At 42.3% G+C, this 26,345-nt stretch carries 26 protein-coding genes, 1 tRNA gene, 1 pseudogene and 1 riboswitch; of the genes and pseudogenes, 1 reads left to right on the top strand and 27 read right to left on the bottom strand.

Annotated elements, in window-relative coordinates; genetic code table 11:
• Window positions 1-114: 114 nt before the first annotated feature.
• The 13 genes and pseudogenes from tig to ACFOZY_RS05310 all read right to left on the bottom strand — a co-directional run bounded on the left by tig (window position 115) and on the right by ACFOZY_RS05310 (window position 10,276).
• On the bottom strand, window positions 115-1,398 hold the full coding sequence (tig, locus tag ACFOZY_RS05370) for a trigger factor (RefSeq protein WP_378153071.1): 1,284 nt from the start codon (window positions 1,396-1,398) through the stop codon (window positions 115-117).
• A gap of 108 nt (window positions 1,399-1,506) precedes the next feature.
• Window positions 1,507-2,487, bottom strand: coding sequence for a tetratricopeptide repeat protein (locus tag ACFOZY_RS05365; RefSeq protein ID WP_378153069.1), 981 nt, complete (start codon window positions 2,485-2,487; stop codon window positions 1,507-1,509).
• A gap of 102 nt (window positions 2,488-2,589) precedes the next feature.
• Window positions 2,590-2,663, bottom strand: a tRNA-Arg gene (locus ACFOZY_RS05360).
• Between the two features lie 77 nt (window positions 2,664-2,740).
• The gene (locus ACFOZY_RS05355; RefSeq protein WP_378153067.1) at window positions 2,741-3,235 is read right to left on the bottom strand and encodes a metallophosphoesterase; all 495 of its coding nucleotides are present in this window, start codon (window positions 3,233-3,235) and stop codon (window positions 2,741-2,743) included.
• Between the two features lie 11 nt (window positions 3,236-3,246).
• A pseudogene (gene rph / locus ACFOZY_RS05350) lies at window positions 3,247-4,598 on the bottom strand (ribonuclease PH).
• An 88-nt stretch (window positions 4,599-4,686) separates the two neighbouring features.
• Entirely contained in the window at window positions 4,687-5,484 is a 798-nt protein-coding gene (gene racE / locus ACFOZY_RS05345) for a glutamate racemase (protein ID WP_378153065.1), read from the bottom strand.
• An 8-nt stretch (window positions 5,485-5,492) separates the two neighbouring features.
• Window positions 5,493-5,951 carry a MarR family winged helix-turn-helix transcriptional regulator gene (locus ACFOZY_RS05340; protein ID WP_378153063.1) on the bottom strand — a complete coding sequence of 153 codons (459 nt, stop codon included), beginning with the start codon at window positions 5,949-5,951 and terminating at the stop codon, window positions 5,493-5,495.
• Window positions 5,952-6,027: 76 nt separating this feature from the next.
• Window positions 6,028-6,252: a helix-turn-helix domain-containing protein gene (locus tag ACFOZY_RS05335; RefSeq protein ID WP_378153061.1), complete on the bottom strand. Its 225-nt coding sequence runs from the start codon at window positions 6,250-6,252 to the stop codon at window positions 6,028-6,030.
• A gap of 62 nt (window positions 6,253-6,314) precedes the next feature.
• Window positions 6,315-6,770: an acyl-CoA thioesterase gene (locus ACFOZY_RS05330; RefSeq protein WP_378153059.1), complete on the bottom strand. Its 456-nt coding sequence runs from the start codon at window positions 6,768-6,770 to the stop codon at window positions 6,315-6,317.
• 38 nt (window positions 6,771-6,808) lie between these two features.
• Window positions 6,809-6,979, bottom strand: a complete 171-nt coding sequence (locus ACFOZY_RS05325; RefSeq protein WP_378153057.1) for a hypothetical protein — start codon at window positions 6,977-6,979, stop codon at window positions 6,809-6,811.
• A gap of 70 nt (window positions 6,980-7,049) precedes the next feature.
• The gene (sdhB, locus tag ACFOZY_RS05320; RefSeq protein WP_378153055.1) at window positions 7,050-7,850 is read right to left on the bottom strand and encodes a succinate dehydrogenase iron-sulfur subunit; all 801 of its coding nucleotides are present in this window, start codon (window positions 7,848-7,850) and stop codon (window positions 7,050-7,052) included.
• A 13-nt stretch (window positions 7,851-7,863) separates the two neighbouring features.
• Window positions 7,864-9,606, bottom strand: coding sequence for a succinate dehydrogenase flavoprotein subunit (gene sdhA / locus ACFOZY_RS05315; protein WP_378153053.1), 1,743 nt, complete (start codon window positions 9,604-9,606; stop codon window positions 7,864-7,866).
• 58 nt (window positions 9,607-9,664) lie between these two features.
• The gene (locus tag ACFOZY_RS05310) at window positions 9,665-10,276 is read right to left on the bottom strand and encodes a succinate dehydrogenase cytochrome b558 subunit (protein WP_378153051.1); all 612 of its coding nucleotides are present in this window, start codon (window positions 10,274-10,276) and stop codon (window positions 9,665-9,667) included.
• 244 nt (window positions 10,277-10,520) lie between these two features.
• On the opposite strand from ACFOZY_RS05310, the gene ACFOZY_RS05305 reads away from it, so the two are divergent.
• On the top strand, window positions 10,521-10,931 hold the full coding sequence (locus ACFOZY_RS05305) for a YslB family protein (protein ID WP_378153049.1): 411 nt from the start codon (window positions 10,521-10,523) through the stop codon (window positions 10,929-10,931).
• Between the two features lie 433 nt (window positions 10,932-11,364).
• On the opposite strand, the gene ACFOZY_RS05300 is transcribed toward ACFOZY_RS05305, so the two are convergent.
• From ACFOZY_RS05300 to zapA, 14 genes are all read right to left on the bottom strand, one after another.
• Window positions 11,365-11,733: a DnaJ family domain-containing protein gene (locus tag ACFOZY_RS05300; protein WP_378153047.1), complete on the bottom strand. Its 369-nt coding sequence runs from the start codon at window positions 11,731-11,733 to the stop codon at window positions 11,365-11,367.
• Between the two features lie 42 nt (window positions 11,734-11,775).
• The gene (locus tag ACFOZY_RS05295; RefSeq protein ID WP_378153044.1) at window positions 11,776-13,011 is read right to left on the bottom strand and encodes an aspartate kinase; all 1,236 of its coding nucleotides are present in this window, start codon (window positions 13,009-13,011) and stop codon (window positions 11,776-11,778) included.
• A 103-nt stretch (window positions 13,012-13,114) separates the two neighbouring features.
• Window positions 13,115-13,297, bottom strand: a riboswitch (Lysine riboswitch).
• 30 nt (window positions 13,298-13,327) lie between these two features.
• Entirely contained in the window at window positions 13,328-15,127 is a 1,800-nt protein-coding gene (uvrC, locus tag ACFOZY_RS05290; protein ID WP_378153042.1) for an excinuclease ABC subunit UvrC, read from the bottom strand.
• A gap of 52 nt (window positions 15,128-15,179) precedes the next feature.
• The gene (gene trxA / locus ACFOZY_RS05285; RefSeq protein ID WP_378153040.1) at window positions 15,180-15,494 is read right to left on the bottom strand and encodes a thioredoxin; all 315 of its coding nucleotides are present in this window, start codon (window positions 15,492-15,494) and stop codon (window positions 15,180-15,182) included.
• Between the two features lie 88 nt (window positions 15,495-15,582).
• A complete protein-coding gene (locus ACFOZY_RS05280; RefSeq protein WP_378153038.1) occupies window positions 15,583-16,560 on the bottom strand; it encodes an electron transfer flavoprotein subunit alpha/FixB family protein in 978 nt (325 codons plus the stop codon).
• Between the two features lie 37 nt (window positions 16,561-16,597).
• A complete protein-coding gene (locus ACFOZY_RS05275) occupies window positions 16,598-17,371 on the bottom strand; it encodes an electron transfer flavoprotein subunit beta/FixA family protein (RefSeq protein ID WP_378153036.1) in 774 nt (257 codons plus the stop codon).
• A 15-nt stretch (window positions 17,372-17,386) separates the two neighbouring features.
• Window positions 17,387-18,163: an enoyl-CoA hydratase gene (locus ACFOZY_RS05270; protein WP_378153034.1), complete on the bottom strand. Its 777-nt coding sequence runs from the start codon at window positions 18,161-18,163 to the stop codon at window positions 17,387-17,389.
• 19 nt (window positions 18,164-18,182) lie between these two features.
• Window positions 18,183-18,764 carry a TetR/AcrR family transcriptional regulator gene (locus ACFOZY_RS05265; protein ID WP_378153032.1) on the bottom strand — a complete coding sequence of 194 codons (582 nt, stop codon included), beginning with the start codon at window positions 18,762-18,764 and terminating at the stop codon, window positions 18,183-18,185.
• A gap of 98 nt (window positions 18,765-18,862) precedes the next feature.
• Window positions 18,863-20,560 (bottom strand): long-chain-fatty-acid--CoA ligase, encoded by a 1,698-nt coding sequence (locus ACFOZY_RS05260; RefSeq protein ID WP_378153030.1) that lies wholly within the window; start codon window positions 20,558-20,560, stop codon window positions 18,863-18,865.
• A 314-nt stretch (window positions 20,561-20,874) separates the two neighbouring features.
• Window positions 20,875-21,279, bottom strand: a complete 405-nt coding sequence (locus ACFOZY_RS05255; protein ID WP_378153028.1) for a DUF350 domain-containing protein — start codon at window positions 21,277-21,279, stop codon at window positions 20,875-20,877.
• Between the two features lie 66 nt (window positions 21,280-21,345).
• Window positions 21,346-23,709 carry an endonuclease MutS2 gene (locus ACFOZY_RS05250; protein ID WP_378153026.1) on the bottom strand — a complete coding sequence of 788 codons (2,364 nt, stop codon included), beginning with the start codon at window positions 23,707-23,709 and terminating at the stop codon, window positions 21,346-21,348.
• A gap of 17 nt (window positions 23,710-23,726) precedes the next feature.
• On the bottom strand, window positions 23,727-25,430 hold the full coding sequence (polX, locus tag ACFOZY_RS05245; RefSeq protein ID WP_378153024.1) for a DNA polymerase/3'-5' exonuclease PolX: 1,704 nt from the start codon (window positions 25,428-25,430) through the stop codon (window positions 23,727-23,729).
• A gap of 99 nt (window positions 25,431-25,529) precedes the next feature.
• Window positions 25,530-26,069 carry a CvpA family protein gene (locus tag ACFOZY_RS05240; RefSeq protein WP_378153022.1) on the bottom strand — a complete coding sequence of 180 codons (540 nt, stop codon included), beginning with the start codon at window positions 26,067-26,069 and terminating at the stop codon, window positions 25,530-25,532.
• Between the two features lie 5 nt (window positions 26,070-26,074).
• Window positions 26,075-26,335: a cell division protein ZapA gene (zapA, locus tag ACFOZY_RS05235; protein ID WP_378153020.1), complete on the bottom strand. Its 261-nt coding sequence runs from the start codon at window positions 26,333-26,335 to the stop codon at window positions 26,075-26,077.
• Window positions 26,336-26,345 lie beyond the last annotated feature (10 nt).

Raw genomic sequence — 26,345 nt, 5'->3', positions numbered from 1 at the left:
TGTTCCTCAATTCTGTCAATACAACTAAGTATGTATTCTCTATTTAACCACTATGTATTGGTAAAAAACAAGGTACGACTTTTAAAAAGTACGTACCTTGAATTTTAACTTATATTATTCAGTGACTTTCGCGTTTTCAGCAAGGAAGTCGATCGTCTTCTGCATGCGAAGGTCATTTTCCAACATTGACACGCCGCCAAGAGCAGCTTTGATTTGATCAATAGTCATGTTGAATTGGCTAGACATATTGTTAAGCTCTTCATTTATTTCTTCTTCTGTCACTTCGATGTTTTCAGCTTCAGCGATTGCTTCCAAAGTTAAGGAAACACGAACACGTTTTTCTGCATCTTCGTGGAATTGTTTATGAAGATCTTCATGAGTTTGACCAGAGAATTGATAGTAAAGGTCAAGGTTCATGCCTTGTGATTCAAGACGACGAGAAAAGTCATCAATCATACGGTGCTCTTCGTTGTGTACCATTGCGTGTGGCACATCAATTGTTGCGTTTGCAGCAGCTGTTTCGACTAATTCGTCACGCAATGCTGTTTCAGCAGCATTTTTCTTTTCTTCTGCTGTACGTTCTTTTAATTTCGCACGTAGTGCATCGATTCCTTCTACTTCAGGATCGACTTCTTTCGCGAATTCATCATTCAACTCTGGAAGTTCTTTCCCTTTTACTTCATGAACTTTCGTTTTGAAAACAGCAGGTTTACCTGCAAGCTCAGCTGCATGGTATTCTTCAGGGAATGTTACTTCAACTTCCTTTTCTTCACCAGTTTTTAAACCGACCAATTGCTCTTCAAATCCAGGAATGAAAGATCCAGATCCGATTTCAAGAGAATAACCTTCAGCTTTTCCGCCTTCAAATGCTTCTCCGTCCACGAAACCTTCGAAGTCGATGACTGCAGTGTCGCCTTCAACGATTGCATCTTCTTTTACAACCAATTCAGCAAAACGTTGTTGTTGATCTTTTAATTGTTCTTCGATTTCTTCATCTGTTACTTCAGTGTCTTGTTTTTTCACATCAAGACCTTTGTAATCACCAAGAGTCACTTCAGGCTTAACTGTTACAGTAGCCTTGAAAACAACCGGCTTACCTTTTTCGATATCATCAAGATCGATGGATGGTTGATCAACAGGATCAATTCCTGCTTCTTCCACCGCATTTGAGTACGCTTCAGGAAGAACAATATCCAAAGCATCTTGATAAAGTGCTTCTTCGCCGTACATTTTGTTAAACATTTGACGAGGTACTTTCCCTTTACGGAAACCAGGTACGTTAATTTGTTTTACAACCTTTTTGAACGCTTCGTCCAAACCTTGGTTGAATTTTTCTGCGGAAACCTCGAACGTCAATACGCCAGTGTTTCCTTCTGTTTTTTCCCATTTTACTGACATGAATCTAAAACCTCCAGACATTAAATAAGCACTATATTTTCGTGCGATTATAGCCAGTTTACAACCATCTTAGTATATCATAGTTGCATAGACTTTCAACAATTTTCACTACCCGCGCTCATAGTACATCATCTCGATCCGTTCGATGAAGTCCTTAAGTTCATTGTGCGGAACCTCTGGCCCTCCTAAAAGCTGCTCCACATACCCAATATATACCGGCACAATTTCGTCCGGTTCAAAATCCGGCCACTCAAATGGATACATAGCAAAAGCATGGCGGAACAATAAATCCGCCACCATTTCCTCTTTGGACGGATCTTTCTCCAGCCTTTCTACCGCCAATGTCATACATTGCGTAAATTTCGGCATTTCATCCGGTTCTGATAATTGGAATGGAGCAATGTCCCCCTCATACCCGAACTTATTAACGGACACAAGTTCGTCATAGCCGGATTGCATCAACTGCAGTAAAATGATGGTCTTTGTTATGGCGGGAACTTTTTCATGCTCGACCAAAGCAGCAAGCTGACCGGAGTACTCTTGAATACCTTCCGTATTTAGACGCATGAGTAATTGCTCCTGCTCCATATTGTGGAGAGCACTAAAACGGTCGACTTCAAATAGCGAAGAGTCCAAATCCGGGTCAATTTCACTGACAGGTGCCGTCGTAATCCGTTCACTCATACCCAACAGATGCCTAAAGCGTTCCTTTCGCTCCTCAGGTATATGCCCCTCTTCAAACAGTGCAGCGATTGTCGTTCTCACCTCTTCAAATTCCCTCAATTGGATCAGTGTTGTCAAATACAATTCCATCGCTTCTATGTAATGGGGTGGACCTAACTGAAGGAGTCTCTTGCATATTTCTTTCGCTTTTTTAAAATTTCCCGTCTCATACAACGCAAATGCATAAGCACCCAATACATTCGGATGATCGGGCTCTAAAGATAACGCTTGTTCCAATAGTTCAAGTGAATCAGCGTACTTGAAATCCCCGACCAATTGAAGGCCTTCCGCTAACAATCGTTCAAACGTGCCGGGGAAAACGATGACATTATCCTTTTTTTGCAACTTTCCATATTTCTTCCGCATGTCTTCTCCCCGCTTTCATTGCATTCATCTTAGCATATGTGTTTTTGATACAAAAATAAAAAGAGTGTGCAATCCATGCACACTCTTTCTTTATGGTACTTACGTCCCAGGAGAGATTCGAACTCCCGACCGACAGCTTAGAAGGCTGTTGCTCTATCCTGCTGAGCTACTGGGACCTGAACTTCCCCATCTACTGACAGGAAAGACAATACTTATTGTAGATTTGAAAAACATAAAAGTCAACGGGTATTTTTCATAAATTTATATCTTCCAACAAAATTCCCTCATCAGAATAGAACTGAACCTGCCAATTATCCGATTTTCTTTGGATGATGGCATAGCTTTTTTCATTCCTTCCCCGAGGCTGTTTAAGGCTTCCTGGATTCAGAAATAGGACACCATTGTCCATCTCCGCACCTAACAAATGCGAGTGGCCGAACAGGACAACATCCGCATTCTTTTCTTCAGCACGGTACTTTAAGGGCATTAATGTGTTTTTGACGTTGAATAAATGGCCATGTGTTATGTATATTCTGGACCCCTCAACCTCGATAACCTTCTCTTCCGGAAATGCCTCTCCCCAATCGCAGTTTCCCTGAACAATATGAATTCCCTTCAGAACCTCATGATCTGAAGTTAATTCACTATCCCCACAATGGAATACAGCATCTACATCGGAATGTAAAGTTCTTACATGTTGTATGACCTGTGCATCGCCATGTGTGTCACTCATGACCAAGATTTTCATGTAACTCACCCCTACCGGTCTAATAATCCAGATAGTTCGGTTTCTAATTGTCGAAGAGCGTTTCCTCTGTGCGAAATTTGTCCTTTTTCTTCTGCAGATAGTTCAGCCATTGATTTTCCAAGAGAAGGAACATAAAAAATGGGATCGTAACCGAATCCATTGGACCCGCGCTTGTCCTGGAGGATGATTCCTTCACATGTACCGAAGAACGTTTTTGTTTCCATTCCCGGTCCTGCCACAGCTAATGAACAGCAAAAACGTGCCGTTCTATCCTCTTCTGGTACATCTTTCAGGTTTTTTAGTGCCTTTTGAATGTTTGCCTCGTCATTCTTTTCTTCCCCAGCATAACGAGCAGAATATACACCAGGTTCACCGCCCAGTGCGTCAATTTGAAGACCGCTGTCGTCAGCGATCACCATTTGACCCAATCGTTCTGCTACAGCTTCAGCTTTCAAAATCGCATTTTCTTCGAAAGTTGTTCCTGTTTCTTCCACGTCCATATCAGGCGCAACGTCCGCAAGCGTTAATACTTCATATCCGTATGGTTTGAAGATAGCTTCGAAGTCCTTTGCTTTCCCTTTGTTTTGGGTAGCAATTATCACTTTTTTCATGCCTGCTCCTCCTGTCTGATCCGATTATTGATTTCCCCCAAAACTGACTTTTGAATTGTGATCAGTTCTCTGTTCCCTTTTTCTGCAAGGCTCAATAACTCGATTAATTCTGATTTACTGAAGGTTGATTCCTCACCAGTTCCTTGCAGTTCGACAAACTCACCCTGTCCAGTTTGAACAATGTTCATGTCGACATGTGCAGCAGAATCCTCGACATAATTCAAATCCAAAACAAGACCTATTTCATCGATTTTGCCTACACTAATTGCAGCTAAATAGTCTTTTATCGGAAATATGGCCAGTCCTTTTTCGTCTTGCACTCTTGCAACTGCTATTGCCATTGCTACAAAGGCACCAGTAATAGAAGCAGTTCTTGTACCTCCATCGGCTTGTATCACATCACAGTCAATCCAAACTGTTCGTTCTCCAAGTGCACCCAAATCCACTACCGACCGAAGAGCTCGTCCGATTAAACGTTGGATTTCCATCGTTCTCCCGCCAACTTTTCCTCTCGATGATTCTCGTGGATTTCTACTTTGCGTAGCTCTCGGTAACATGGAGTATTCAGCCGTGATCCAGCCTTTCCCCTGACCTCGAAGGAATGGGGGTACCTTCTCCTCCACTGTAGCTGTGCAAATTACCTTTGTTTGGCCGACTGAAATTAATACAGAGCCTTCCGGGTGCACTAAATAGTCATTCTCTATATGTACCGAACGGATCTCATCCGAATTTCTACCATCAAATCTTGTCATATCTGATCCTCCCTGTACTACACGTGTTCCATCGTATCATATTTACCAAAATAATAACAAAACCTCCGGTTACCCCATTTACCGGAGGTTATGTGAACGATATCGTCCTGACGTCGGCATCTTCCAACGATAGCCAACGACTGACAATCTTTTTGAAGAGCGAGGCCGAACCACTCGTATAGAATACCGGCTTTACCGATCTTTTTTCCGTGCTTCTCATTCCATGGTAGTCTAATAGATCTTGTATGTCTTTGACCGTTTCCTCTCCTGAGGATAAAACCTCAACTTCAGAACCGACCGTTTCTTTTATAAAACCGCTTAAAAGCGGATAATGGGTACAACCAAGAATGATGGTGTCGAATTTCTTTTCTTTCAAAGGCAATAAAGTCTCTTCCACCACTTTTTTAGCGATGGGACCTTCATATTCTCCACTTTCAACGACTGGTACAAATTTTGGGCAAGCAAGTGGAACAATGGAAGCAGAAGATGATAAAGCTAATATCGCTTTTTCATACGCTCCACTTTTAATGGTACCTACCGTGCCCAAAACTGCTATATCATGAGTTTTGGTCGCCTTGATAGCTGCCCGTGCACCTGGGAATATAACACCGATTACAGGGAAAGGCATCTTTTCCTGTAAAAGATCAAGCGCCACTGCCGTTGCGGTATTACACGCCACGACAAGCAATTTAATGTGTTGTTTTTTTAAAGCTTCAGCCATATCAAATGTGAATTTAATTACTTCAGCCGCCGGACGTGGACCATATGGACATCTGGCGGTATCCCCGATATAGATGATTTTTTCTTTTGGAAGAACCTTCAGCATTTCCTTGACGACTGTTAGTCCTCCGACGCCCGAGTCAATAACTCCGATTGGTGCATCCATAACTATTCTCAACCCAGTTTCATTTCGATGTGTAATTTGTTTAATAAATCCGCTAAGTTTTTTGCTTCTTCCTGGTCGAAGTTGGCAAGGATATTTGCTAAATAATCTTGGCGTTTATTGATGACTTCAGCAATAATACGCTCACCTTCTTCTAAGAGATGGATGCGTACAACCCTTCTGTCCTTTTCATCACGAACTCTCACAACCAGATTGTTATTTTCCATCCGGTCTACCAAGTCCGTAGTAGTACTAAATGCTAAATACATTTTATTCGATAGATCACCGATCGTCATATCGCCATGTTCAAAAAGCCATTGCAATGCAATAAATTGAGGGGGAGTAATTGTATAATTATTTAACATTTCCCGTCCTTTTTGTTTGATGATTCCGGCAATATATCGAAGTTCTTTTTCAATAAAAGCTACTCGCTCCGGGTCATGCTGCGATGTCGAAATGTGTTCTGCCATGAAATGTTCAACTCCCTCAAAACGTATCATACTTTATTTATTGTGACGTTTTTTCGGGAAAATTACAAGCCAACATTCAATCCAGCGATAATTCACCTAACCGGAGCAACTCAATCAATGCTTGAGCACGTCCGGAAACACCTAATTTTTGAATGGTGTTGGAAATATGATTCCGAACTGTCTTTTCGCTGATATTAAGCTGCTGTGAAATTTCCTTCGTGGAGAAATCCTTAACAAGCAATTGAAATATTTCCCGTTCTCTTCCAGTTAATAAAGAACGGTGATGTGGTCTTTCTGACACAATGCGCCCCTCCTATCCACTCTTCTTAGTAAAGTATGTTGAAGGAGGAACACCTGTGACGGCTATACGCCCTGCTTTCGCAGAAGAATCATTTTTTCTTTGTCAGACCATGGCTCACTTTTACCAGACTGCTTGTTTATTTGAACAACAGTTCCTCTGCCTGTGAAGCAAGTTTCCAATTTGTTATTTACAGCCCAGTAATGGATGTCTACAGAAGACGTACCAACCATCTGCGCTTTGACATAAATGGATAGTTCTTCATCAAAGAAAACTTGACGCTGATAATCGCACTGTAAGTCTGCCACTACTGGAATCTTTGTTCCTTTCGGATCCAACCATTCAGACATGAAACCGATGTGCTTAAGAAATTCAATCCGCGCATATTCAAAGTATGCGAACGTCACCGTATTGTTTAAATGGCCGTACATGTCAGTTTCAGAGAAACGGACTTTTACCGGCACTGAAAAATCGAATCCTTCTTTCCATTCTTCAAAATCTCCTATGTATGCTGCTCTCATTCAAACCCCTCCGATTGAATAGTCATTCATTTTCTTAATCATAACAAAAGGAGTGGTGGAGCAGGTAATAACTTGTTAGTTTCTCTTAATCTGTAGTGACTGAGACTGTCCATCAAGCTGACATAATGGTTAATTGCTCTTTTATCATGGTTAATCGCTCTTTTTTCTAATTTAATTGCCCAATCTTTCGGTTTAATCGCTCTTTTCATGAAAATAATCCCCAAAATCCAAAAAAAGAAAAAGCCCGATGCATAAGCATCAGACTTTTTCAAATAGTTATTAGTCAACCATATGGTCGCTTCCGAAGAAGCTCTTGAACATATGAACACTTGCATCACGGTTAAGTGCAGCAATTGAAGTTGTCAACGGAATACCTTTAGGGCAAGCAACGACACAGTTTTGTGCGTTACCACACTCAGCAAGGCCTCCGTCTTGCATGATTGCTTCCAAACGCTCGTCTTTATTCATGGCACCGGTTGGATGCGCATTGAACAAGCGAACTTGGGAAAGTGGAGCAGGTCCGATGAAGTTAGACTTGTCATTCACATTTGGACAAGCTTCAAGACAGACACCACAAGTCATACATTTTGAAAGCTCATATGCCCATTGGCGTTTACGTTCAGGCATACGTGGACCTTCTCCGAGGTCATATGAACCATCGATTGGAATCCAAGCTTTAACTTTTTTCAAGCTGTCGAACATACGGCTACGGTCAACGACCAAGTCGCGGACAACCGGGAAAGTTCTCATTGGAGCAAGACGGATTGGCTGTTCGAAGTGATCAACCAATGCTGAACACGATTGACGTGGACGGTCATTGATAATCATTGAACATGCACCACAAACCTCTTCCAGGCAGTTCATTTCCCATGCAACTGGAGAAGTATGCTTGCCATCAGCTGTTACTGGATTACGTTGAATATGCATTAACCCGGAAATCACGTTCATATTAGGGCGGTAAGGAATCTCAAATCGCTCCCAATATGGCGTGGATTCAGGAGAATCTTGCCGCTGAATTTCAAAAACGACTGTTTTTGTAGCTGCCGGAGTTTCAACGGTAGCAGTAGTTTGTTCACTCATTGTCATTATCTCCTTACTTAGAATAGTCACGTTTACGAGGCGGTATCAACGAAACGTCTACATCTTCGTAATGGAAGATTGGTGCACTGTTGCCATCGAATTTGGCCATTGTAGTTTTCAACCAGTCCTCGTCATTACGATCCGGGAAGTCCGGTTTGTAATGGGCTCCACGGCTTTCATCACGATTCAATGCACCTAACGTAATTACACGTGCCAAGTATAACATGTTTTTCAATTGGCGAGTAAATGCAGCACCTTGGTTGCTCCAAGCCGAAGTATCATTTACATTGATATTTTCGTAACGCTCAAGCAATTCCAAGAGTTTGTCATCAGTTTTTTGTAGACGGTCATTATAACGAACAACTGTAACATTATCCGTCATCCATTCGCCTAACTCTTTATGAAGCAAGTAGGCATTTTCGTTTCCGTCCATCTTCAGGATGTTATCCCATTTTTGCTGTTCGGATTTTTCATATTGCTCAAACAATGTAGAAGGTAGATCTTCTGCATGTTTAGTAAGTCCGTTCATGTAGTTAACTGCATTCGGACCAGCGACCATACCACCGTAAATTGCGGATAGTAATGAGTTCGCACCAAGACGGTTACCACCGTGTTGTGAGTAATCACACTCACCGGCAGCAAACAGACCAGGAATGTTCGTCATTTGATCATAATCTACCCACAGACCACCCATTGAATAGTGAACGGCTGGGAAGATCTTCATCGGAACTTTACGAGGATCGTCTCCTACGAATTTTTCATAAATTTCAATAATACCACCGAGTTTAACATCCAATTCGTGTGGATCTTTATGGGAAAGATCCAAGTAAACCATGTTTTCTCCGTTAATACCAAGTTTTTGGTTAACACAAACATCGAAAATTTCACGAGTTGCAATGTCACGCGGTACGAGGTTACCGTATTTAGGATATTTCTCTTCAAGGAAGTACCAAGGCTTACCATCTTTGTATGTCCAGACACGTCCACCTTCACCACGAGCAGATTCCGACATGAGACGAAGTTTGTCGTCTCCAGGAATAGCAGTCGGATGAATTTGGATGAACTCTCCATTTGCATAATAGCCGCCTTGCTGGTAAATGATTGAAGCAGCGGATCCTGTATTGATAATGGAGTTTGTAGACTTACCAAAGATAATTCCAGGGCCGCCTGTTGCCATAATGACAGCATCGCCGCGGAATGTTTTGATTTCGCCAGTTGTTAAGTTTTGAACAACAATACCACGAGCGTGGCCATCATCGTCAAGGACGACTCCAAGGAATTCCCATCCTTCATATTTTGTTACGAGACCTTCTACCTCATAACGACGAACTTGTTCATCCAATGCGTAAAGCAGTTGCTGACCAGTTGTTGCACCAGCGAATGCTGTACGGTGGTATAGTGTTCCCCCAAAACGTCGGAAGTCCAAAAGTCCTTCCGGAGTACGGTTGAACATAACACCCATACGGTCGAACAAGTGGATGATTCCAGGAGCAGCCTCGGCCATTGCTTTAACAGGCGGTTGGTTCGCAAGGAAGTCCCCACCGTAAACCGTGTCGTCAAAGTGTTTTGCAGGTGAGTCTCCCTCACCTTTTGTATTTACAGCACCGTTAATACCGCCTTGTGCACAAACAGAGTGTGAGCGTTTAACAGGAACTAATGAAAATAAATCTACAGGTGTGCCGGATTCGGCTGCTTTCATTGTCGCTGCCAGACCGGCGAGTCCGCCACCGACAACGATCAACTTACTTTTAGCCATCTTTTTTTCACTCCTCTTTCTAACGTAATCAAGCGTTTCCATCTTTCATGTGATGTCATCACACAAAGGCAAGTAATGCACGAATGCCGATTACGGATAAAGCAACGAATATGATAAGCGTAACATAAGTAGTCACTTGTTGTGACCTTGGTGAATGTGTAATTCCCCAGCTAACAAGGAACGACCAAATTCCGTTTGCTAAGTGGAAAGTTGCGGAAACAACACCTAAAATGTAGAATGCAAGCATCCAAGGGTTTTCTAAAATATTCACCATCATGTTGAAATCTACTTCCGCTGCACCAATTGCTTTTTGCCAACGAGTTTCATAAATATGCCATGCGATAAAAATGACAAGGAAAACTCCAGTAAAACGTTGCAGGACATACATCCAATTTCGGAACGTACCATATTTCTTCACATTATTAGAGGAAGTAAATGCGATATAAACCCCATAAAATGCATGGAACATTAATGGAATATAGATCACAAACCATTCAAGGAATAGTACGAATGGCAAGTTCCCCATGAAATTTGAAGCAGTGTTGAATGCCTCTTCCCCTTGCGTAGCGAAATGGTTAATAACCAAGTGCTGCGTAAGGAATAAACCGACTGGGATGATACCCAATAGGGAGTGAAGTCGGCGCCAATAAAATTCCGATTCTCTCTTCAAGAATAATAACCTCCTTGATCCTAAATAGACAGCTGGGCCACGTCCCCGACTGCGTATTTTGTCATGTTACAGTTATGTGACATGTACATTGTACTCTTCTAAATTTGGAGCGTCAAGGCAACGAAGAGTTTTGTGAAATAATTATCATGCCCTTTTTTCGACATGGATTGTAAGCATTTTCAAAAACTTGACGAGATATTTATTTTTAAACTCTTTATAATGGATGAGAAGGAAGGTGAAATTTATGGAACAGGATCAGCGACAAGTATCAGCATTCGGGTATGAATTAATTAGAGATCACGTGCTATCAACGATTTTAGGAAAGCATCAAGAAGATATACTTTACTGGGCAGGAAAGGACCTTGCCCGAAAATTTCCGTTATTTTCAATGGAAGAAACGCCTTCTTTCTTTGCAGAGGCTGGGTGGGGCTCATTGGAACTTGAAAAACTAACAAAATCTGAAGCTTATTACATATTAACGGCGGAACCGGAGATTCTTAAAATAGGAGACCGTTGTTTCCGTTTGGAAGCTGGTTTCCTTGCCGAACAGCACCAGAAAACAAGTGGCTATTTAACTGAGTGCTATGAAGAAAAAAATACGAAACGGAATCAGATCAGGTTTCATGTTAAGTGGGACCTTAAAGAAAAAGTTTAAAATCATTGTAATAATGGTAGACCAAATGGAAGTTTAACCACTTTACAAGAAGAATTTAAAAGCATTACCGGACACGCAGACTCCTCGAAAATGCTGCGCATTTCCTTCGTGCGGTGTCTTTTCGAGGAAGCTAATTCAATGTCCAGTGGGAATAGCTTTAGCTGAAGACCCCGCAGACAACAAGAGTTATTGAACAAAGGCGTTGCCGCGTCCTGGCTGCTCCACCGCTTCGCTTGTCGCAAAATTGCTGGGGAGCAGATTCCGGTAGCTATTTGGCAACGCCTTTGTGACCAACCTCCTGTTGGCCCGAAGCAAAGCCCACGGAAAGCGAAGTGTCCGGTAATGCGGGTTTTACAGACGTATACATTAAAATTGAATGGGCTACAGTATTTGTGCCAGCACTCTTCACAATAGAAGGGCTGGCACTTCATTATTAATCCCAAAATTTCCGATCGATTTGTGTTTGATATTGCTTAAATACACTACTATTCGTGTTCATGCCCTTTTTCGATAGCATCCGATTCAAATTGGATAGCCGCTTATTGTACTCTGATTCCAAAGAGACCTTCTCATCCCCCTGAGCACGCCGGATCGCATTTCCGATATCATTCATTTCTTTTTGGATTAGCATTGCTTCGTCATCGTACCCTGCGTTTTTCAAAATTCTTGCAGCCATACGCATTTCTTGCGGAAGATGTTCAAATTCATCTTTAGGCAGGGGCTTTCCCATTCCACTTAGATTATCGAATTCGCCCCGTTCTTGCGCCCGTTTAATAAGTTCTTCAATCATTTGCCAATTCAAGCAGGCTCATCCTTTCGGAAACCATGATTTTCCTCAATTATATCATAGACTAACTTCGGCATCCTCAGGAGAAAGACCATATTCATCATGGAGAGCATTTGCCGCTTGCAGCATCTCCGATTGTGGGACGACAACTGATACTTTAATCTCTGACGTACTGACCATCTTGATCGGGATTCCTTCTTGACGCAAGCGGTCAAACATCCTGGCAGCTACCCCTGGATTGGAAACCATGCCTGAGCCGACGATGGATACTTTGGATAACCCCACCTCAAAATCTGCATCTGTATAGCCTAAAACCTCTTTTTCTGAATTAAGAATCCGAATAGTCTCAGCAAAATCCTCTTTTTTAATTGAGAATGATACAGAAGGAGTGATTCCATCCATAATGCTTTGGACGATAATATCAACATCAATATGATGATTGGCCAGCGTAGTGAAAATTTTAGCAAGTGAGCCATTGAACGGAACCTCGTATGTAACTGTAATGCGGACAATATCCGATTCAAAGGCGACTCCCCGAACGATAAGATTGTTTTCCATTTGGACTTCCTCCTTGATCATGGTCCCTTCTTCAGCTGACATACTGGAACGGACGACTAATGGCACATCATAGTTTTTCGCAAATTCAACTGACCGCGGATGCAACACGCCCGCTCCTAAATGGGCAAGTTCCAACATTTCGTCATATGCGATTTCAGATAGTTTTCTTGCCGTTTTAACAGAACGAGGATCAGATGTATAAATACCGTCAACGTCAGTGTAAATATCGCAGCGTTCAGCGGATAAAGCTGAAGCAAGCGCCACAGCAGTCGTGTCAGAGCCGCCTCTCCCCAATGTGGTAATTTCTCCATATTGGTCAACCCCTTGAAAACCTGCAACAATGACAACTTTGCCTTCTTTCAATTGTCGTTCAACCTTTGTGCGATCGATATCGATGATTCTTGCATTGCGGTGGACGGATTCAGTTAAAATCCCAGCTTGCCACCCTGTGTAGGAAATAGCCTCTCCACCTAATTGCATAATAGCAAGTGACAATAAGGAAATCGTAATTTGTTCGCCCGTAGAAAGGAGCATGTCCATTTCACGTTTCGACGGCTCATGAGTAATTTCATTTGCCAAGGAGAGCAGTTCATCGGTTGTTTTGCCCATGGCAGACACGACTACGACAACTTCATGTCCTCTTTTCTTTTCATCCAGGATCCGTTTCGCGACATTCAAAATCTTTTCTGTCGTACCGACCGAGGTCCCACCAAATTTCATGACGATGCATCCCATAAACATTCTCCTTAAGTTCTGAAGAGCAATAATCAGATAGAAAAAGACGGCTTCCCTGGGAAAGGAAAGCCGTCCGGACATGTACAGTCAATAAAGACAGTTCATGTGAGATAGCTCTCCAGAATCAATTAGATTCTGACAGCCTCGCACTTCTTAAGCACGAAGCCAGCGATTTGCCGGTTACAGAACGGCAGAACACTTCGGCAGAGTCCCCTTTCACCATTCTTCACAGGATCTGAACTTCCTCTGAATGGTTACTATTGACCTCTGCACCTCTATCATCACGTAGCGTGATATGATCAGTGCTTTTACGATATCATACCTCGTTGTTTTTTGACAATGCTTCTTTTTTAAAATATTCCGCAACCGATTCAGCGATCTTTTCAGGAAGCCCTGCTTCCCTCAACTGTTCCGGCGTGGCTTCCCTTATTTTTTTCACTGAGCCGAAATGCCTCAAAAGCTTTTGTTTCCGTTTTGGTCCTACACCCTCAAGCTGATCAAGAACAGATGCTACTGCATGCTTGCCGCGTTGTTGACGATGAAAAGTGATAGCAAAACGATGGACCTCATCTTGGATCCGCTGAAGTAAATAGAACGCCTCACTTGTCCGTTTCAACGGTACAATCTCTAAAGGATCCCCGTAGAGCAATTGGGAGGTTTGATGCTTATCGTCCTTTGCCAAGCCTGCAATCGGAATCGACAGACCGAGTTCGTCTTCAATAATTTCCCTTGCAGCTTCAATTTGACCTTTCCCGCCATCAATGATTATCAAATCTGGCAAAGGAAGCTCCTCTTTCAATACCCGGGTATATCTCCTGCGTACAACCTCACGCATCGCGCCATAATCATCGTGTCTTCCGGCGATCTTTGTTTTGAATTTACGGTAATCCTTCTTAAACGGTTTGCCATCCGCGAAGACAATCATGGCTGAAACTGGATCAGCACCATAAATATGAGAGTTATCAAACGCCTCTATTCGAAGAGGTGGTGCAATCCTCATCGCTTCACTTAATTCCTCTACCGCCCCGATCGTCCGTTGCTCCTGACGTTCGATAAGCTGGAATTTTTCATTCAATGCAATTTTCGCATTTTTTGTTGCAAGTTCCAGTGTTTCTTTTTTCTTCCCGCGTTGTGGAATGAATACCTTAGAATTTAATAACTGATTGGCAAGCTCTAAGTCCGTAGTTTTTGGTACATAGATCTCTTTTGGAAGCATATGTTCAGGTTTATCATAGAATTGACCGAGATATGTGAGAAATTCCTCTTCAGGATCACGATAGATCGGGAAGAGCGATACCTCTCGCTCGAGCATTTTTCCTTGGCGCACAAAAAGAACCTGTACACACATCCATCCTTTATCCACGTAATAACCAAAATAATCTCGATCGATGTAATCATTCGTCGTAATTTTTTGTTTTTCCATGACTGCCTCAATATGAGCAATCTGGTCACGATATTCTTTTGCGCGTTCAAAATCGAGATTTTCGGAAGCCACTTGCATTTTAGCAGTCAAGTCGTTTTTGACTTGTTGATAACCACCGTGCAAGAACTTGGAGATTTCATCAATCATCTCTTTATAGGTTTTTTCTTCCACTTTTTTGACACAAGGGCCAAGGCACTGGCCAATGTGATAATACAAGCACACCCGGTCAGGCATATTGTTACATTTTCTTAATGGATATAAGCGGTCCAATAATTTCTTCGTTTCACTCGCCGAGTAAGCGTTTGGATAAGGACCGAAATACTTCCCATGATCCTTCTTGACTTGACGAGTAATGATCAAGCGAGGATGTCGTTCAGAAGTTATTTTAATATATGGATATGTCTTGTCATCCTTTAACATGATGTTGTATTTCGGATCATGCTTTTTAATCAAATGCAACTCTAAGATCAAGGCTTCGATTTCAGAAGACGTGACAAAATATTCAAAGTCCACGATTTCGCTGACAAGCCGTTGGGTTTTCCCTTCATGCGTGCCGGTAAAGTACGAGCGGACCCGGTTTTTTAAAACCTTTGCCTTCCCGACATAGATAATGGTCCCTTGCCTGTCTTTCATTAAATAACAGCCTGGCTGGTCAGGCAGGATTGCCAGTTTCTGTTGGATTAATTCATTCATCTACATCACCTGCAAAAAAACCGGGCACCCCAATAGGAACCCGGTTTCAAGATTAAGCGTTTTTTTGTACAAATTGTGCTAACGCTTCTTTTGGTTGATAACCAACAACTTTATCAATTGGTTGCCCGTCTTTGAAAAGAACTAAAGTCGGAATCGACATGATGCCGTATTCACCAGCTGTTGCTTGGTTTTCATCAACATCAACTTTAACGATTTTAACTTGGTCGCTCATTTCGGAATCAAGTTCCTCAAGAACCGGAGCAATCATTTTACATGGACCGCACCAAGTTGCCCAGAAGTCCACCAATACTAATCCTTCTGCTGTATCTGTTTTAAAGCTTTGATCAGTAGCGTGTACAATTGCCATGGAATCTCCTCCTTTATGAAAAGTTCCTTTCGATTATAGCATGCAAAATATGGTGCTGCTATTTATTTGCCCGAAGTGGAATGTCCGATCAAACCGTTGCTTTCAATTTCTTGAATTCTTCTGTAAGCATCGGGATGACTTCAAACAAGTCTCCGACAATACCATAATCCGCTACTTTGAAAATGTTCGCTTCAGGGTCTTTATTGATCGCTACAATTACTTTTGAATTGGACATACCTGCCAAGTGTTGAATGGCGCCAGATATCCCTGCTGCGATATACAAATCAGGGGTTACCACTTTACCGGTCTGGCCGATTTGTAAGGAGTAATCACAATAATCCGCATCACATGCTCCTCGGGAGGCACCGACCGCTCCACCTAAAACATCAGCTAACTCTTTAAGTGGGGCAAATCCATCTGCACTCTTTACGCCTCGTCCACCAGCAACCACTACCTTTGCTTCAGATAGGTCTACGCCTTCAGTGGACTTGCGGACAACCTCTTTAATGATTGTACGAAGATTAGTGATTTCAACAGAAACTGATGAAACGTCACCTGAGCGGGAGTCATCCTTTTCAAGCGGTTGAATATTATTTGGACGAATCGTAAAGAAGAGCACTCCATCCTTCACTTTCACTTTTTCGAATGCTTTTCCTGAATAGATCGGGCGTACGAAAACTGCATCGTCCCCTTCGCCTTCGATCGCAGTGACGTCAGAAATTAACCCCGCTTGCATTTTGCTCGCAATCTTCGGAGATAGATCCTTCCCAAGAGCCGTATGACCAAAAACGATTGCTTCCGGCTTCTCTTGTTCGGAAACAGCCATAAATGCCTGGCCAAACCCATCGGATGTATATTGTTTCAAGTGAGGATGCTCGACAGTGACAACACGGTCAGCTCCATATTTCAACATTTCTTCACCATTGCCACCTACTGAATCTGTTAAAAGGACTCCTACAACTTCTCCACCGCCGGAAACCGTTTTAGCTGCGGCAATTGCTTCAAACGTAACGTTACGAAGTGACCCTTCTCTAACTTCACCTAACACTAATACTTTCTTTGACATGAATATTCCCCTCCCTGTTCACATTGCACAAATCCAATTAGATTACTTTCGCTTCTTTACGGAGCAAGTCTACCAATTCTTTAACTTGATCTGATAGATCGCCAGATAACACACGTCCAGCTTCTTTCTTCGGTGGAAGGAATACTTCAACCGTTTCAATCTTCGCTTCCACATCATCTTCATCCAAGTCAAGATCGTCTAATTCCAACTCTTCTAATGGTTTTTTCTTAGCTTTCATAATCCCAGGAAGGGATGGATAACGTGGATCATTCAATCCTTGCTGTGCAGTAACCAAAAGCGGAAGACTCGTTTCCAAACTTTCGGAATCCCCTTCTACGTCACGAACGATTTGTGCAGTCGTTCCACTAATTTTCAGTTCAGTGATGGTAGTCACATAATTAATCCCAAGCAGTTCAGCTACTCGAGGTCCAACTTGACCAGAACCGCCATCAATTGCAACGTTACCAGCCAATATTAAATCCGGATTTTTATCTTTCAAGTATTCTGCTACTATTTTCGCAGCAGAGAATTGATCCAATTCTTCCAAATCATCCTCTGTGTTAATTAACACAGCTTTGTCAGCTCCCATAGCAAGTGCTGTTCGTAGCTGCTTTTCAGCGTCTTCTCCACCGATTGTTAGTACCGTTACTTCACCGCCATGCTCGTCACGGACTTTAATGGCTTCTTCGATTGCGTATTCATCATATGGATTAATAATGAATTCCGCTCCATCCTCCTGGATGCGGTTGTTGCTAACAGAAATTTTTTCTTCCGTGTCAAATGTCCGTTTCACTAATACGTAAATATTCATGAATAAACCCTCCCTTTATTTGTTCCCCTTAAATACTGGCTGCCTTTTCTCCAAAAACGCAGCAATTCCTTCTTTTGCATCTTCAGAAACAAAAACAGTACCGAATGATTCCGCCTCTGCCTTGACCCCTTCAAAGTATGTATCATGCTTAGAGTATTGAAGCATCCGAAGAGCTGCCTTCATGGCAATTGGGCTTTTAGCAGCAATCTTGGCAGCAAGCTCCATCGTCCGTTCCAATAATTCTTCTTCAGCAAAAGCTTTGTTGGCAAGACCATACTGAGCAGCTTCTTCACCGGAAATCGGCTCGCTCGTTAAAAGCATTTCTGCTGCTCTTGCAACTCCAACGTATCGTGGAAGACGTTGCGTTCCTGCGAAACCAGGTATTAGACCAAGTTGAAGTTCCGGCAAACCTAACTTTGCATTTTTGGATACGTAACGAATATGGCAACCCATCGCAAGTTCCAATCCGCCGCCTAAAGCTGCTCCGTGAATGGCAGCAATAACAGGTTTTGAAAAGCTTTCGACCCGTTCAAAAACTTCTTGTCCACTTGCAGCTAACTTAGAAAACTCTTCACCTGTAGTCACTTCTGTAAATTCCTTGATATCCGCTCCAGCTGAGAAAAATCTTCCCTCACCATGCAGAACCACTACACGGACTGAGTCATCATTTTCCACCAAGTCCAGAAGCTCTCCCACTTCTAAAATCAGCTTCCGGGATAGTGCATTGGCAGGCGGACGCTGGATTGTTGCTACTGCAATTCCATTATTAACTTCCAAACGTAAAAATTCCACTTCTCCCATCCCCCTTTAGTTATGCCCTCATTCCATTGAGTAGCAATTTGTAGACTTTCGGTGCCAAATCCATCAAATTATACTTCTGATCATTCATCACCCAAGTTGTAATGGTTTCGTCAATCGTCCCAAAAACCATTTGTCTTGCAAGCCTAACGTCCATCCCTTCATCGAATTCCCCGTTTTTTCTTCCTTCAATCAGAATTTCATCAAGAAGTGAAAGATATTCTTTTAGGACTTCATTTATTCTTAGACGAATTTCCTTGTTTGATTGGCGAAGCTCAAGTTGGGTCACGGTAGCGAGTAACTTGTCTGAATAAAGAACGTTAAAATGATTCTCCACCATTTTATAAAGTTTTTCAGCAGCCGAATTATCCTCTTTTAAAATCTCTTTCAAGTTCGTGACGAAGACACTCATCTTCTCCTGAAACATTTGAATCAATATTTCTTCCTTGCTCTTAAAGTACAAATAAATGGTTCCGTCTGCCACCCCTGCTTGTTTCGCAATTTTCGAAACCTGCGCCTGATGGTAACCATTTTCAGCGAAGACGACTACTGCGGCATCAATAATCTGCCTGTATTTCGGTTTATCGCGTTTCAATCAGACCACACCACCAAAAAAATGAAAATATGAATGACTATTCATTCATATTTTCATAATAGGATCTATTGACAGCCTTGTCAAGCATACTACTGTACTTATGAAATGACTTTCTCTTCTTTCAGTTTATTCTTCTCTTCCTCAATCAATGTACGTCGAAGAATTTTTCCGATAGCTGTTTTCGGCAATTCAGTTCTAAACTCGTAAAGTCTGGGAACTTTGAAAGAGGCCAAGTGTTGTCTGCAGAATTTATTCAATTCTTCCTCCGTGACTGTTGCTCCTTCTTTTAATACGATGTATGCCTTTACTGTTTCTCCACGATATGGATCTGGAACCCCTGCTACTACACACTCCATAACCGCATCATGCTCATAGAGGACCTCTTCCACTTCACGTGGATAAATATTGAATCCACCTGCAATGATCATATCCTTTTTACGGTCGGCAATGTAGAAATAGCCGTTCTCATCCATATAGCCGATATCACCAGTTAAGAACCATCCGTCTCTAAAGGACATTTCGGTATCTTCAGGACGTTTCCAATACCCTTTCATAACTTGTGGTCCTTTAATGGCGATTTCACCCTTTTCACCAGCTGGAACCGGTTCACCAGTCTCCATGCTCAAAATGGCCGCCTCTGTATCCGGCCATGGAACCCCAATTGAACCTTTCACTCGGTCGATATCCCATAAGAAATTGGCATGGGTAATCGGAGAAGTTTCAGTCAGCCCATAACCTTCAACTAACTTTCCACCCGTTACACGTTCAAAACGATCTTGCACATCAACAGGCAGCGGCGCAGATCCACTCACACAGGCCTTGATAGATGATAAATCATACTTCGAAACATCCGGATGATTAAGCAATCCGATATACAAGGTCGGTGCCCCCGGGAAAATCGTCGGCTTCTGTTTATCAATCGTTTTAAGCGCTGTTTCAACATCAAATTTAGGAAGAAGAACCATCTTATTGCCTTGCATGACTGATAAAATGAGTACAGTCGTCATCCCATACACATGGAACAATGGAAGAATACCCATTACGGTCTCTTCACCCTTTTCAATTTTATACAGCCACTTTTCACACATGGAAGCATTTGAAATTAAATTTTTGTGAGTTAGCATGACACCTTTGGGAAACCCGGTCGTTCCACCGGTGTACTGTAATAGAGCCAAGTCTTCTTCAAAGTTAAAAGGAACTTCGATCCGTTCCGGTGTTGCAACTTTCATGACTTCAGTAAAAAGGTGACTCATCCCCCTATGTTCCACTTTTACCGAGAATCCATATTGTTTTTTCTGGATGAAAGGATAGATGAGATTCTTAGGGAAAGGAAGATAGTCTTTGATGCCTGTGATGATGACATTTTCCAAATCTGTTTCTTGTTGGACCTTCATAATGCGTGGATAGAGAATATCCATTGCCAAGATGATTTTCGCACCTGAGTCTTTCATTTGGTATTGTAGTTCCCGCTCCGTATAGAGCGGATTTGTCTGAACAACGATGCCTCCCGCATACAAAATGCCATAATAACCTATGACACTTTGCGGACTGTTAGGAAGCATAATTGCCACACGATCCCCTTTTTGAACGCCGAGAGATTTCAAGTAGTTGGCAAACTTCAAGGAAGATTCATAGAGTTCCTTATAGGAAATGTCTTTTCCCATGAAGTGGATTGCCGTCTTATCCGGAAATGTCTTGGCAGACCTTGTTAAATACTCTTGTACCGGCATTTCCTCATACTGCAGCGTATGGGGAATATTTTCGGGATAGAGCTTTAGCCATGGCCTTTCCGTCATGTCCCTCTCCTCCTTTGCGGAATAAAATCGTTAGAATATTCCTACATCCAATTATAATGAATAGTGAATGCGCTTTCAATTATTATTTCACAAAAGGAGTTGTCCATCATCTAAATTACTGGGGATAAATAGTTCATCTTCATTTTTGAAGTCATTCTTGACCCCATATAATGTTCAAATGCAAAGAACCTGCCAAGAAAGCAGGTTCTCCTGTAAATCAATTATTGTCCCATCATCCAGACTACTCCTATAATGACGAAGACGATGCAACATACTAATAAAACTTTTGCTAATTTTTCCATTCAATCAAACTCCTACGATATACTTGCTCCGATGACGAAGGAAAGTCCGACCGAGATCGTTAATGAAATGAAACCGACTGAGCGGTTACCTTTTTCAATTTCCTTGTCGACGTTGAATCTTGGTGTCAGAAATTCAAATAACAGGTAGGCAACGATTAAAAGCACGAAGCCGTAAAGACCCCATCCAATCATTTCTGGGAGTGTGCTGTGCTGACTGATAGAGAAACGGAAAATATTACACACTCCGAAAATCTTACCACCGGTCGCAAGTGCTACAGCAATATTGCCTTTTTTTATTTCTTCCCAGTTTTTATATTTAGTGACCAGTTCGAACAGCACCATTGCAACTATTAAACAAAGTACTACTACACTGAAGTAACCAGCTGTTTCAACTAAAGGGATTTCCCAAAAACTCATTCCATTCGGCTCCTTTGAATATGAACATATATTACTTACGTACGGACGAGCCGACAGAAAGTTTCATTATTTTAACTCAACAACAGTTACGCCGAATCCGCCTTCTCCTGCTTCCCCGAAACGGAAGCTCTTGACTCGCGGATGACTCTTCAGGAATTTTTGTATTCCTTGTCTCAAGGCGCCGGTTCCTTTTCCATGAATAATGGACACTTGATGATAATTGGATAATACGGCATCATCAATATACTTTTCAGCTCGGAAAATAGCATCTTCATATCGTTCTCCGCGGAGGTCCAATTCGAGTTTAACGTAGCTATCCCGTCCTTTTACACTGGCGGCAGCTACAACTTGTTTTTGTTTTTCCGGTTTCACGTATTCCAAATCCGATTCCGGAAGTTTCATTTTCAAAATTCCAATTTGAACGACCCATTCAGAATCTGATACCTTCTCCATAAGAACGCCTTTTTGTCCGTAGCTGATGACTTTGACTTCATCACCTGCTGAAAGCTGAATATCTTTCTTTTTAACCGCCTTTTGCTTTTTGACAATTTCTTCTTCAGGGGCAGCACCTTCTAAGCGCTTCCTCGCTTCGATCAACTCATGTTCTTTCACGTTTGCTGCAGCATTTAACCGCATATCCCGTAATTCAGAAATTACCGCTTCCGCTTCTCTCTTCGCTTCCTCCACGATTTTCTTGGCTTTTTCCTTGGCTTTCTTTTCGAGTTCATCTTTCAAGGATTCATATTGCTGCAGCTTAGTTTCTAATTCCTCTTGCAACTCTTCCGCCTCTATCAAGAGAGCCCGGGACTGTTCGGCATCCTTTTCCGCTTCTCTTCTACTTTCTTCTAAAGAAGCAATCATCGATTCCACTTCGTTCCGATCGGCACCGGTAAAGCTTTTTGCATGACGGATAATATGATCAGGAAGCCCTAATCGTTTTGAAATCTCAAAAGCATTACTACGTCCTGGAACTCCGATTAACAGACGATATGTCGGACTTAACGTATCCACGTCAAATTCTACACTTGCATTTACGACACCCGGCCGATTATAACCATAAGCTTTTAGTTCCGGATAGTGAGTGGTAGCCATGACTCGGGCACCTCTTCCATGCACCTCATCCAAAATTGAAATAGCCAATGCTGCCCCCTCTTGAGGATCCGTACCTGAACCCAACTCATCGAACAGGACAAGCGAACGTTCATCGAATTTTTGTAAAATATCTACGATGTTCACCATGTGAGAGGAAAACGTACTTAAGCTTTGCTCAATCGATTGTTCGTCACCAATATCAGCGAATACTGATTCAAAAACCGAAACGACCGAACCGTCCAGAGCAGGAATGGGAAGCCCGCTTTGTGCCATTACCGTGCAAAGGCCGACTGTTTTCAATGTGACCGTTTTACCACCTGTATTTGGACCAGTAATGACAATCGCTGTCACTTCCTCACCAAATTCAATGGTATTCGGTACTGCTTCTTCTATCGGAAGCAACGGATGTCTTGCTTTCGTTAAGCGTATGAAGCCTGTATCGTTCACTTCCGGCTTCGTGCATTTATTGGTTTGGCCATATTTCGCCTTCGCCAAAATCACGTCAATCTCACCAAGCGTTTTGACCAATAAAAAGAGATCGTGTGCAACAGCTTGTACCTGTAACGATAAGGCAGCTAAAATACGGTCGATTTCCTCTTTCTCTTTCATCTTCAACCGGCTGATTTCATTGTTTGCTTGTACTACTGCATCCGGCTCGATAAATAATGTCTGACCAGACGAAGAGGAGTCATGAACAATGCCGCCATAATGACTTCGGTACTCTGCTTTAACAGGAATGACGAACCGATCATTCCGGATTGTAATGATCGAATCTGAAAGCATCTTTGATGCATTTTTACCACGTGTATAACTCTCAAGTTTTTCCCGGACTCTGGATTCTTGTGCGCGCAGTTGCTGACGGATTGTTCGGAGAGCACTACTCGCGCTATCAAGCACAAGTCCATTATCATCAATACATGCGATGATTTCGTGTTCCAGCTGGGTCAGGATCGGGAGGTATTCCTTTTTTTCCATGAATAATGGAATTTGAATATCCCCTTCTTCATCGACAGCCTCCAAGAATTGCCGCAAAATACGACTCGCACGAATGGTACTGGCAATCTCTGTCAATTCCATTGGTCCTAATACAGAACCGATTTGTGCACGTTTCGCCTGTGGTCGAATATCGGCGATCCCACCCATCGGTACATTGCCTTTGATCCGTAGCAACGATAGAGCCTCGTCCATTTCATCTAACAGTCTTTGGACTTCAGCCAGATCTGTAGCTGGCCGAAGTATATCCATATGTGAGCGACCAAGTGATGATGTACAGTGCTTGGCTGCTTGTTCTCTGACTTTATCAAATTCAAGTGTTTTTAAGACGCGATCTGCGATCATTCAAAAACACCTCCATTTCACTTCTTTAAGAATGATTCAAAACGGTTAACTGACCAAGTGTTAACCACATTTTCTTTCTTTAGCCACGCACGTTGTCCATATTGTACACCGATCGGCATGACATTTAATTGTTCGATGCTATGAGCATCCGTATTAATGGCGATTGGCACATCTAATTCTTGTGCCATCACTAAATATTCCTCGGCCAAATCTAATCTGAATGGATTCGCATTCAACTCCAAGATTTTCCCGTATTCCTTCGCCCACTGGATCAGTTGTGGAACATCCGGTTCATATCCAGGACGCTGACCGATGATTCTACCAGTTGGATGGGCAATCATATCGACATGCGGGTTTTTCATTGCTGTCAGAATCCGTTCCATTATTTTCTCTTGTGGCTGGCTAAAGCTCGAATGGATGGAAGCAATCACAAAATCCAGATCGGCCAATAGCTCATCATCGAAGTCTAATGAACCATCAGGCAAAATATCCATTTCGGTACCACAGAAAATCCGGATATCATCGTATTGAAGCTGCAGCTTTCGGATTTCCTCCATTTGCTTACGCAGACGTGAAGATGTCAATCCATTCGCTACTTTTAAATACTGAGAGTGATCTGTAATCACCATATATCTTCTACCAAGCAGACGGTTAGCCTCGACCATTTCCTGTATGGAGTGGGCACCGTCAGACCATGTCGTATGCATATGAAGGTCAGAGATAATGTCCTCCGGTTGAATAACAGAAGGGATCTCGTCCAAACGGTCCAGTTCCGTTCCATCTTTCCGAAGGGTCGGTGGAATGAAAGGAAGGTTGAAATGTTGGAAGAACTCCTCTTCCGTTTTGAAAGTTTTTACTGAACCGTCTTCCTGTTCCACTCCATATTCACTTATTTTTTTACCCAATGACTTAGCCAATTGCCGCATCTTTACATTATGCTCTTTTGAACCTGTAAAGTGGTGAAGAGTAGAAGCGTATTGCTCTTCAGTCACAAAGCGGAAGTCTACATCTACAGGATCCTGCATATCCAACTTTACAGAAACCTTCGTATCACCGGCTGCTACAATTTCCGAAATTGGAAGTGCATTCAATATCTTCTCCCGAACTTTTTCCGGATCGGTAACCGCCATTACAAAATCGATATCCGAACTGAATTCTTTTCTGCGGCGGTAGCTGCCCGCTACAGAATACTTCGAAATCTCTTCAATATTGGAGAGCTCCTGTTCAATCATTTTAACGATTGCATCAATAGACCAAATCGGAAAATGTGTCGGAATAGACTGGAAGGATTCCAACTCTTTTAAGAGCTTTTCTTCCGTCTTTTTTCCGAATCCTGCAAGTTTACTTACATCTCCACGTTCACAGGCGGCTTGTAAAGATTCAGGTGAATCAATCCCTAATTCTTGATGGAGCTTTGCAATCTTCTTTCCACCAAGACCGGGAAGTTTCAATAATGGAAGAAGGCCGCTCGGCACTGCTTCTTCCAATTCCTCGAGCAGATCCGATTTCCCTTTTTCCATTAAGTCAGTAATGACAGAGCCTGTCCCCTTGCCAATCCCTTTCAAGGAAAGGATATCATCCATCTTTGAGAGACTTCTCGGGTCAAGCTCCAATGTTTGAGCTGCTTTTCGAAAAGCACCCACTTTAAATGGATTTTCCCCCTGCAATTCCATATATAATGCAATTTTCTCTAATGTTCGTATGATTGTCTTCTTATTCATATCTAACCGCCTCCTAAAAAAAGCTTCCCTCTTTAGAGAGAAGCAATTAGTTGTTTTAGACACAAAATAAGTACTACTTTTCAAACTGAGTTAGTATCTTCATTTTGTATATATGTACCACCAGTTTTTTACCGTTTCCGAAAGGATCGGTGTGTGTTCAAGCATAAGACCGGCAAAGATCGAACCATCAATTAAATTCTGTAGTGTTCCAAGTGGTAGTAGAGCAATAATATATAGGATGACAAAAAGAATGAAATAAAATTCGATAAAACCTAAAAATGCTCCTGCAAATTTACTTACCCATCCAAGAACCGGCAAGAACTTCAAGAAATCAAACATTGATGCAACCAATTGCAGAGCAAACTTGACCGCAAAAAATATGATTGCGAATGCAATAAGCTGATAAAACGTTTGATCCAAATCAAGAGTTTCTATTGCAAATGTCAACATGGAATTTGCATCCACTGCCGGATAAGGAATCCATAAGACAAATTTTTCGGCAAGTGGTTTATAATAGAGGTATGCCACAATGAGGGCAATGATAAAACCAGTCATATGTATTAATTGTACAATTAGGCCCCGTTTAAATCCGGTGACAAGGCCGGCAATAAGCAAAACCAAAATTATGATATCAAGCATTCACTTCAACCCTTCAACTTTCTCAATTCTTCTTCCAACTGTTCAACAGTTTCTTTTAACTTCAAGTAGTCATGAACGGTATTGACGGCAGTGAGGACGGCGAGTTTTGTACTGTCAAGGGACGGATTGTGCGCATTGATTTCCCTCATCTTGTCATCGACGACGGAAGCTACAAGCCGCATATGCCCACTGGTCTCTGTCCCGACCATCTTGTATGTCTGACCGTAAATGTCAACCGATATGCGAGTTTTATGCTGATCTGCCAACACCGAAAGC

It is taken from the genome of Chungangia koreensis (assembly GCF_042651785.1).
GTDB lineage: Bacteria > Bacillota > Bacilli > Bacillales_A > Planococcaceae > Chungangia > Chungangia koreensis.
Note: the sequence above shows the minus strand (reverse complement) of the source record. Positions and strands in the feature narration are given on the sequence as shown.

Bases quoted from the DNA above. Each gene is read 5' to 3' on its own strand.
- tig (WP_378153071.1), bottom strand. From the start codon at position 1,398: ATGTCAGTAAAATGGGAAAAAACAGAAGGAAACACTGGCGTATTGACG.
- ACFOZY_RS05365 (WP_378153069.1), bottom strand. From the start codon at position 2,487: ATGCGGAAGAAATATGGAAAGTTGCAAAAAAAGGATAATGTCATCGTT.
- ACFOZY_RS05355 (WP_378153067.1), bottom strand. From the start codon at position 3,235: ATGAAAATCTTGGTCATGAGTGACACACATGGCGATGCACAGGTCATA.
- racE (WP_378153065.1), bottom strand. From the start codon at position 5,484: ATGGATGCACCAATCGGAGTTATTGACTCGGGCGTCGGAGGACTAACA.
- ACFOZY_RS05340 (WP_378153063.1), bottom strand. From the start codon at position 5,951: ATGGCAGAACACATTTCGACATCGCAGCATGACCCGGAGCGAGTAGCT.
- ACFOZY_RS05330 (WP_378153059.1), bottom strand. From the start codon at position 6,770: ATGAGAGCAGCATACATAGGAGATTTTGAAGAATGGAAAGAAGGATTC.
- ACFOZY_RS05325 (WP_378153057.1), bottom strand. From the start codon at position 6,979: ATGAAAAGAGCGATTAAACCGAAAGATTGGGCAATTAAATTAGAAAAA.
- sdhB (WP_378153055.1), bottom strand. From the start codon at position 7,850: ATGAGTGAACAAACTACTGCTACCGTTGAAACTCCGGCAGCTACAAAA.
- sdhA (WP_378153053.1), bottom strand. From the start codon at position 9,606: ATGGCTAAAAGTAAGTTGATCGTTGTCGGTGGCGGACTCGCCGGTCTG.
- ACFOZY_RS05305 (WP_378153049.1), top strand. From the start codon at position 10,521: ATGGAACAGGATCAGCGACAAGTATCAGCATTCGGGTATGAATTAATT.
- ACFOZY_RS05295 (WP_378153044.1), bottom strand. From the start codon at position 13,011: ATGGGATGCATCGTCATGAAATTTGGTGGGACCTCGGTCGGTACGACA.
- uvrC (WP_378153042.1), bottom strand. From the start codon at position 15,127: ATGAATGAATTAATCCAACAGAAACTGGCAATCCTGCCTGACCAGCCA.
- trxA (WP_378153040.1), bottom strand. From the start codon at position 15,494: ATGGCAATTGTACACGCTACTGATCAAAGCTTTAAAACAGATACAGCA.
- ACFOZY_RS05280 (WP_378153038.1), bottom strand. From the start codon at position 16,560: ATGTCAAAGAAAGTATTAGTGTTAGGTGAAGTTAGAGAAGGGTCACTT.
- ACFOZY_RS05275 (WP_378153036.1), bottom strand. From the start codon at position 17,371: ATGAATATTTACGTATTAGTGAAACGGACATTTGACACGGAAGAAAAA.
- ACFOZY_RS05260 (WP_378153030.1), bottom strand. From the start codon at position 20,560: ATGACGGAAAGGCCATGGCTAAAGCTCTATCCCGAAAATATTCCCCAT.
- ACFOZY_RS05255 (WP_378153028.1), bottom strand. From the start codon at position 21,279: ATGAGTTTTTGGGAAATCCCTTTAGTTGAAACAGCTGGTTACTTCAGT.
- ACFOZY_RS05250 (WP_378153026.1), bottom strand. From the start codon at position 23,709: ATGATCGCAGATCGCGTCTTAAAAACACTTGAATTTGATAAAGTCAGA.
- polX (WP_378153024.1), bottom strand. From the start codon at position 25,430: ATGAATAAGAAGACAATCATACGAACATTAGAGAAAATTGCATTATAT.
- ACFOZY_RS05240 (WP_378153022.1), bottom strand. From the start codon at position 26,069: ATGCTTGATATCATAATTTTGGTTTTGCTTATTGCCGGCCTTGTCACC.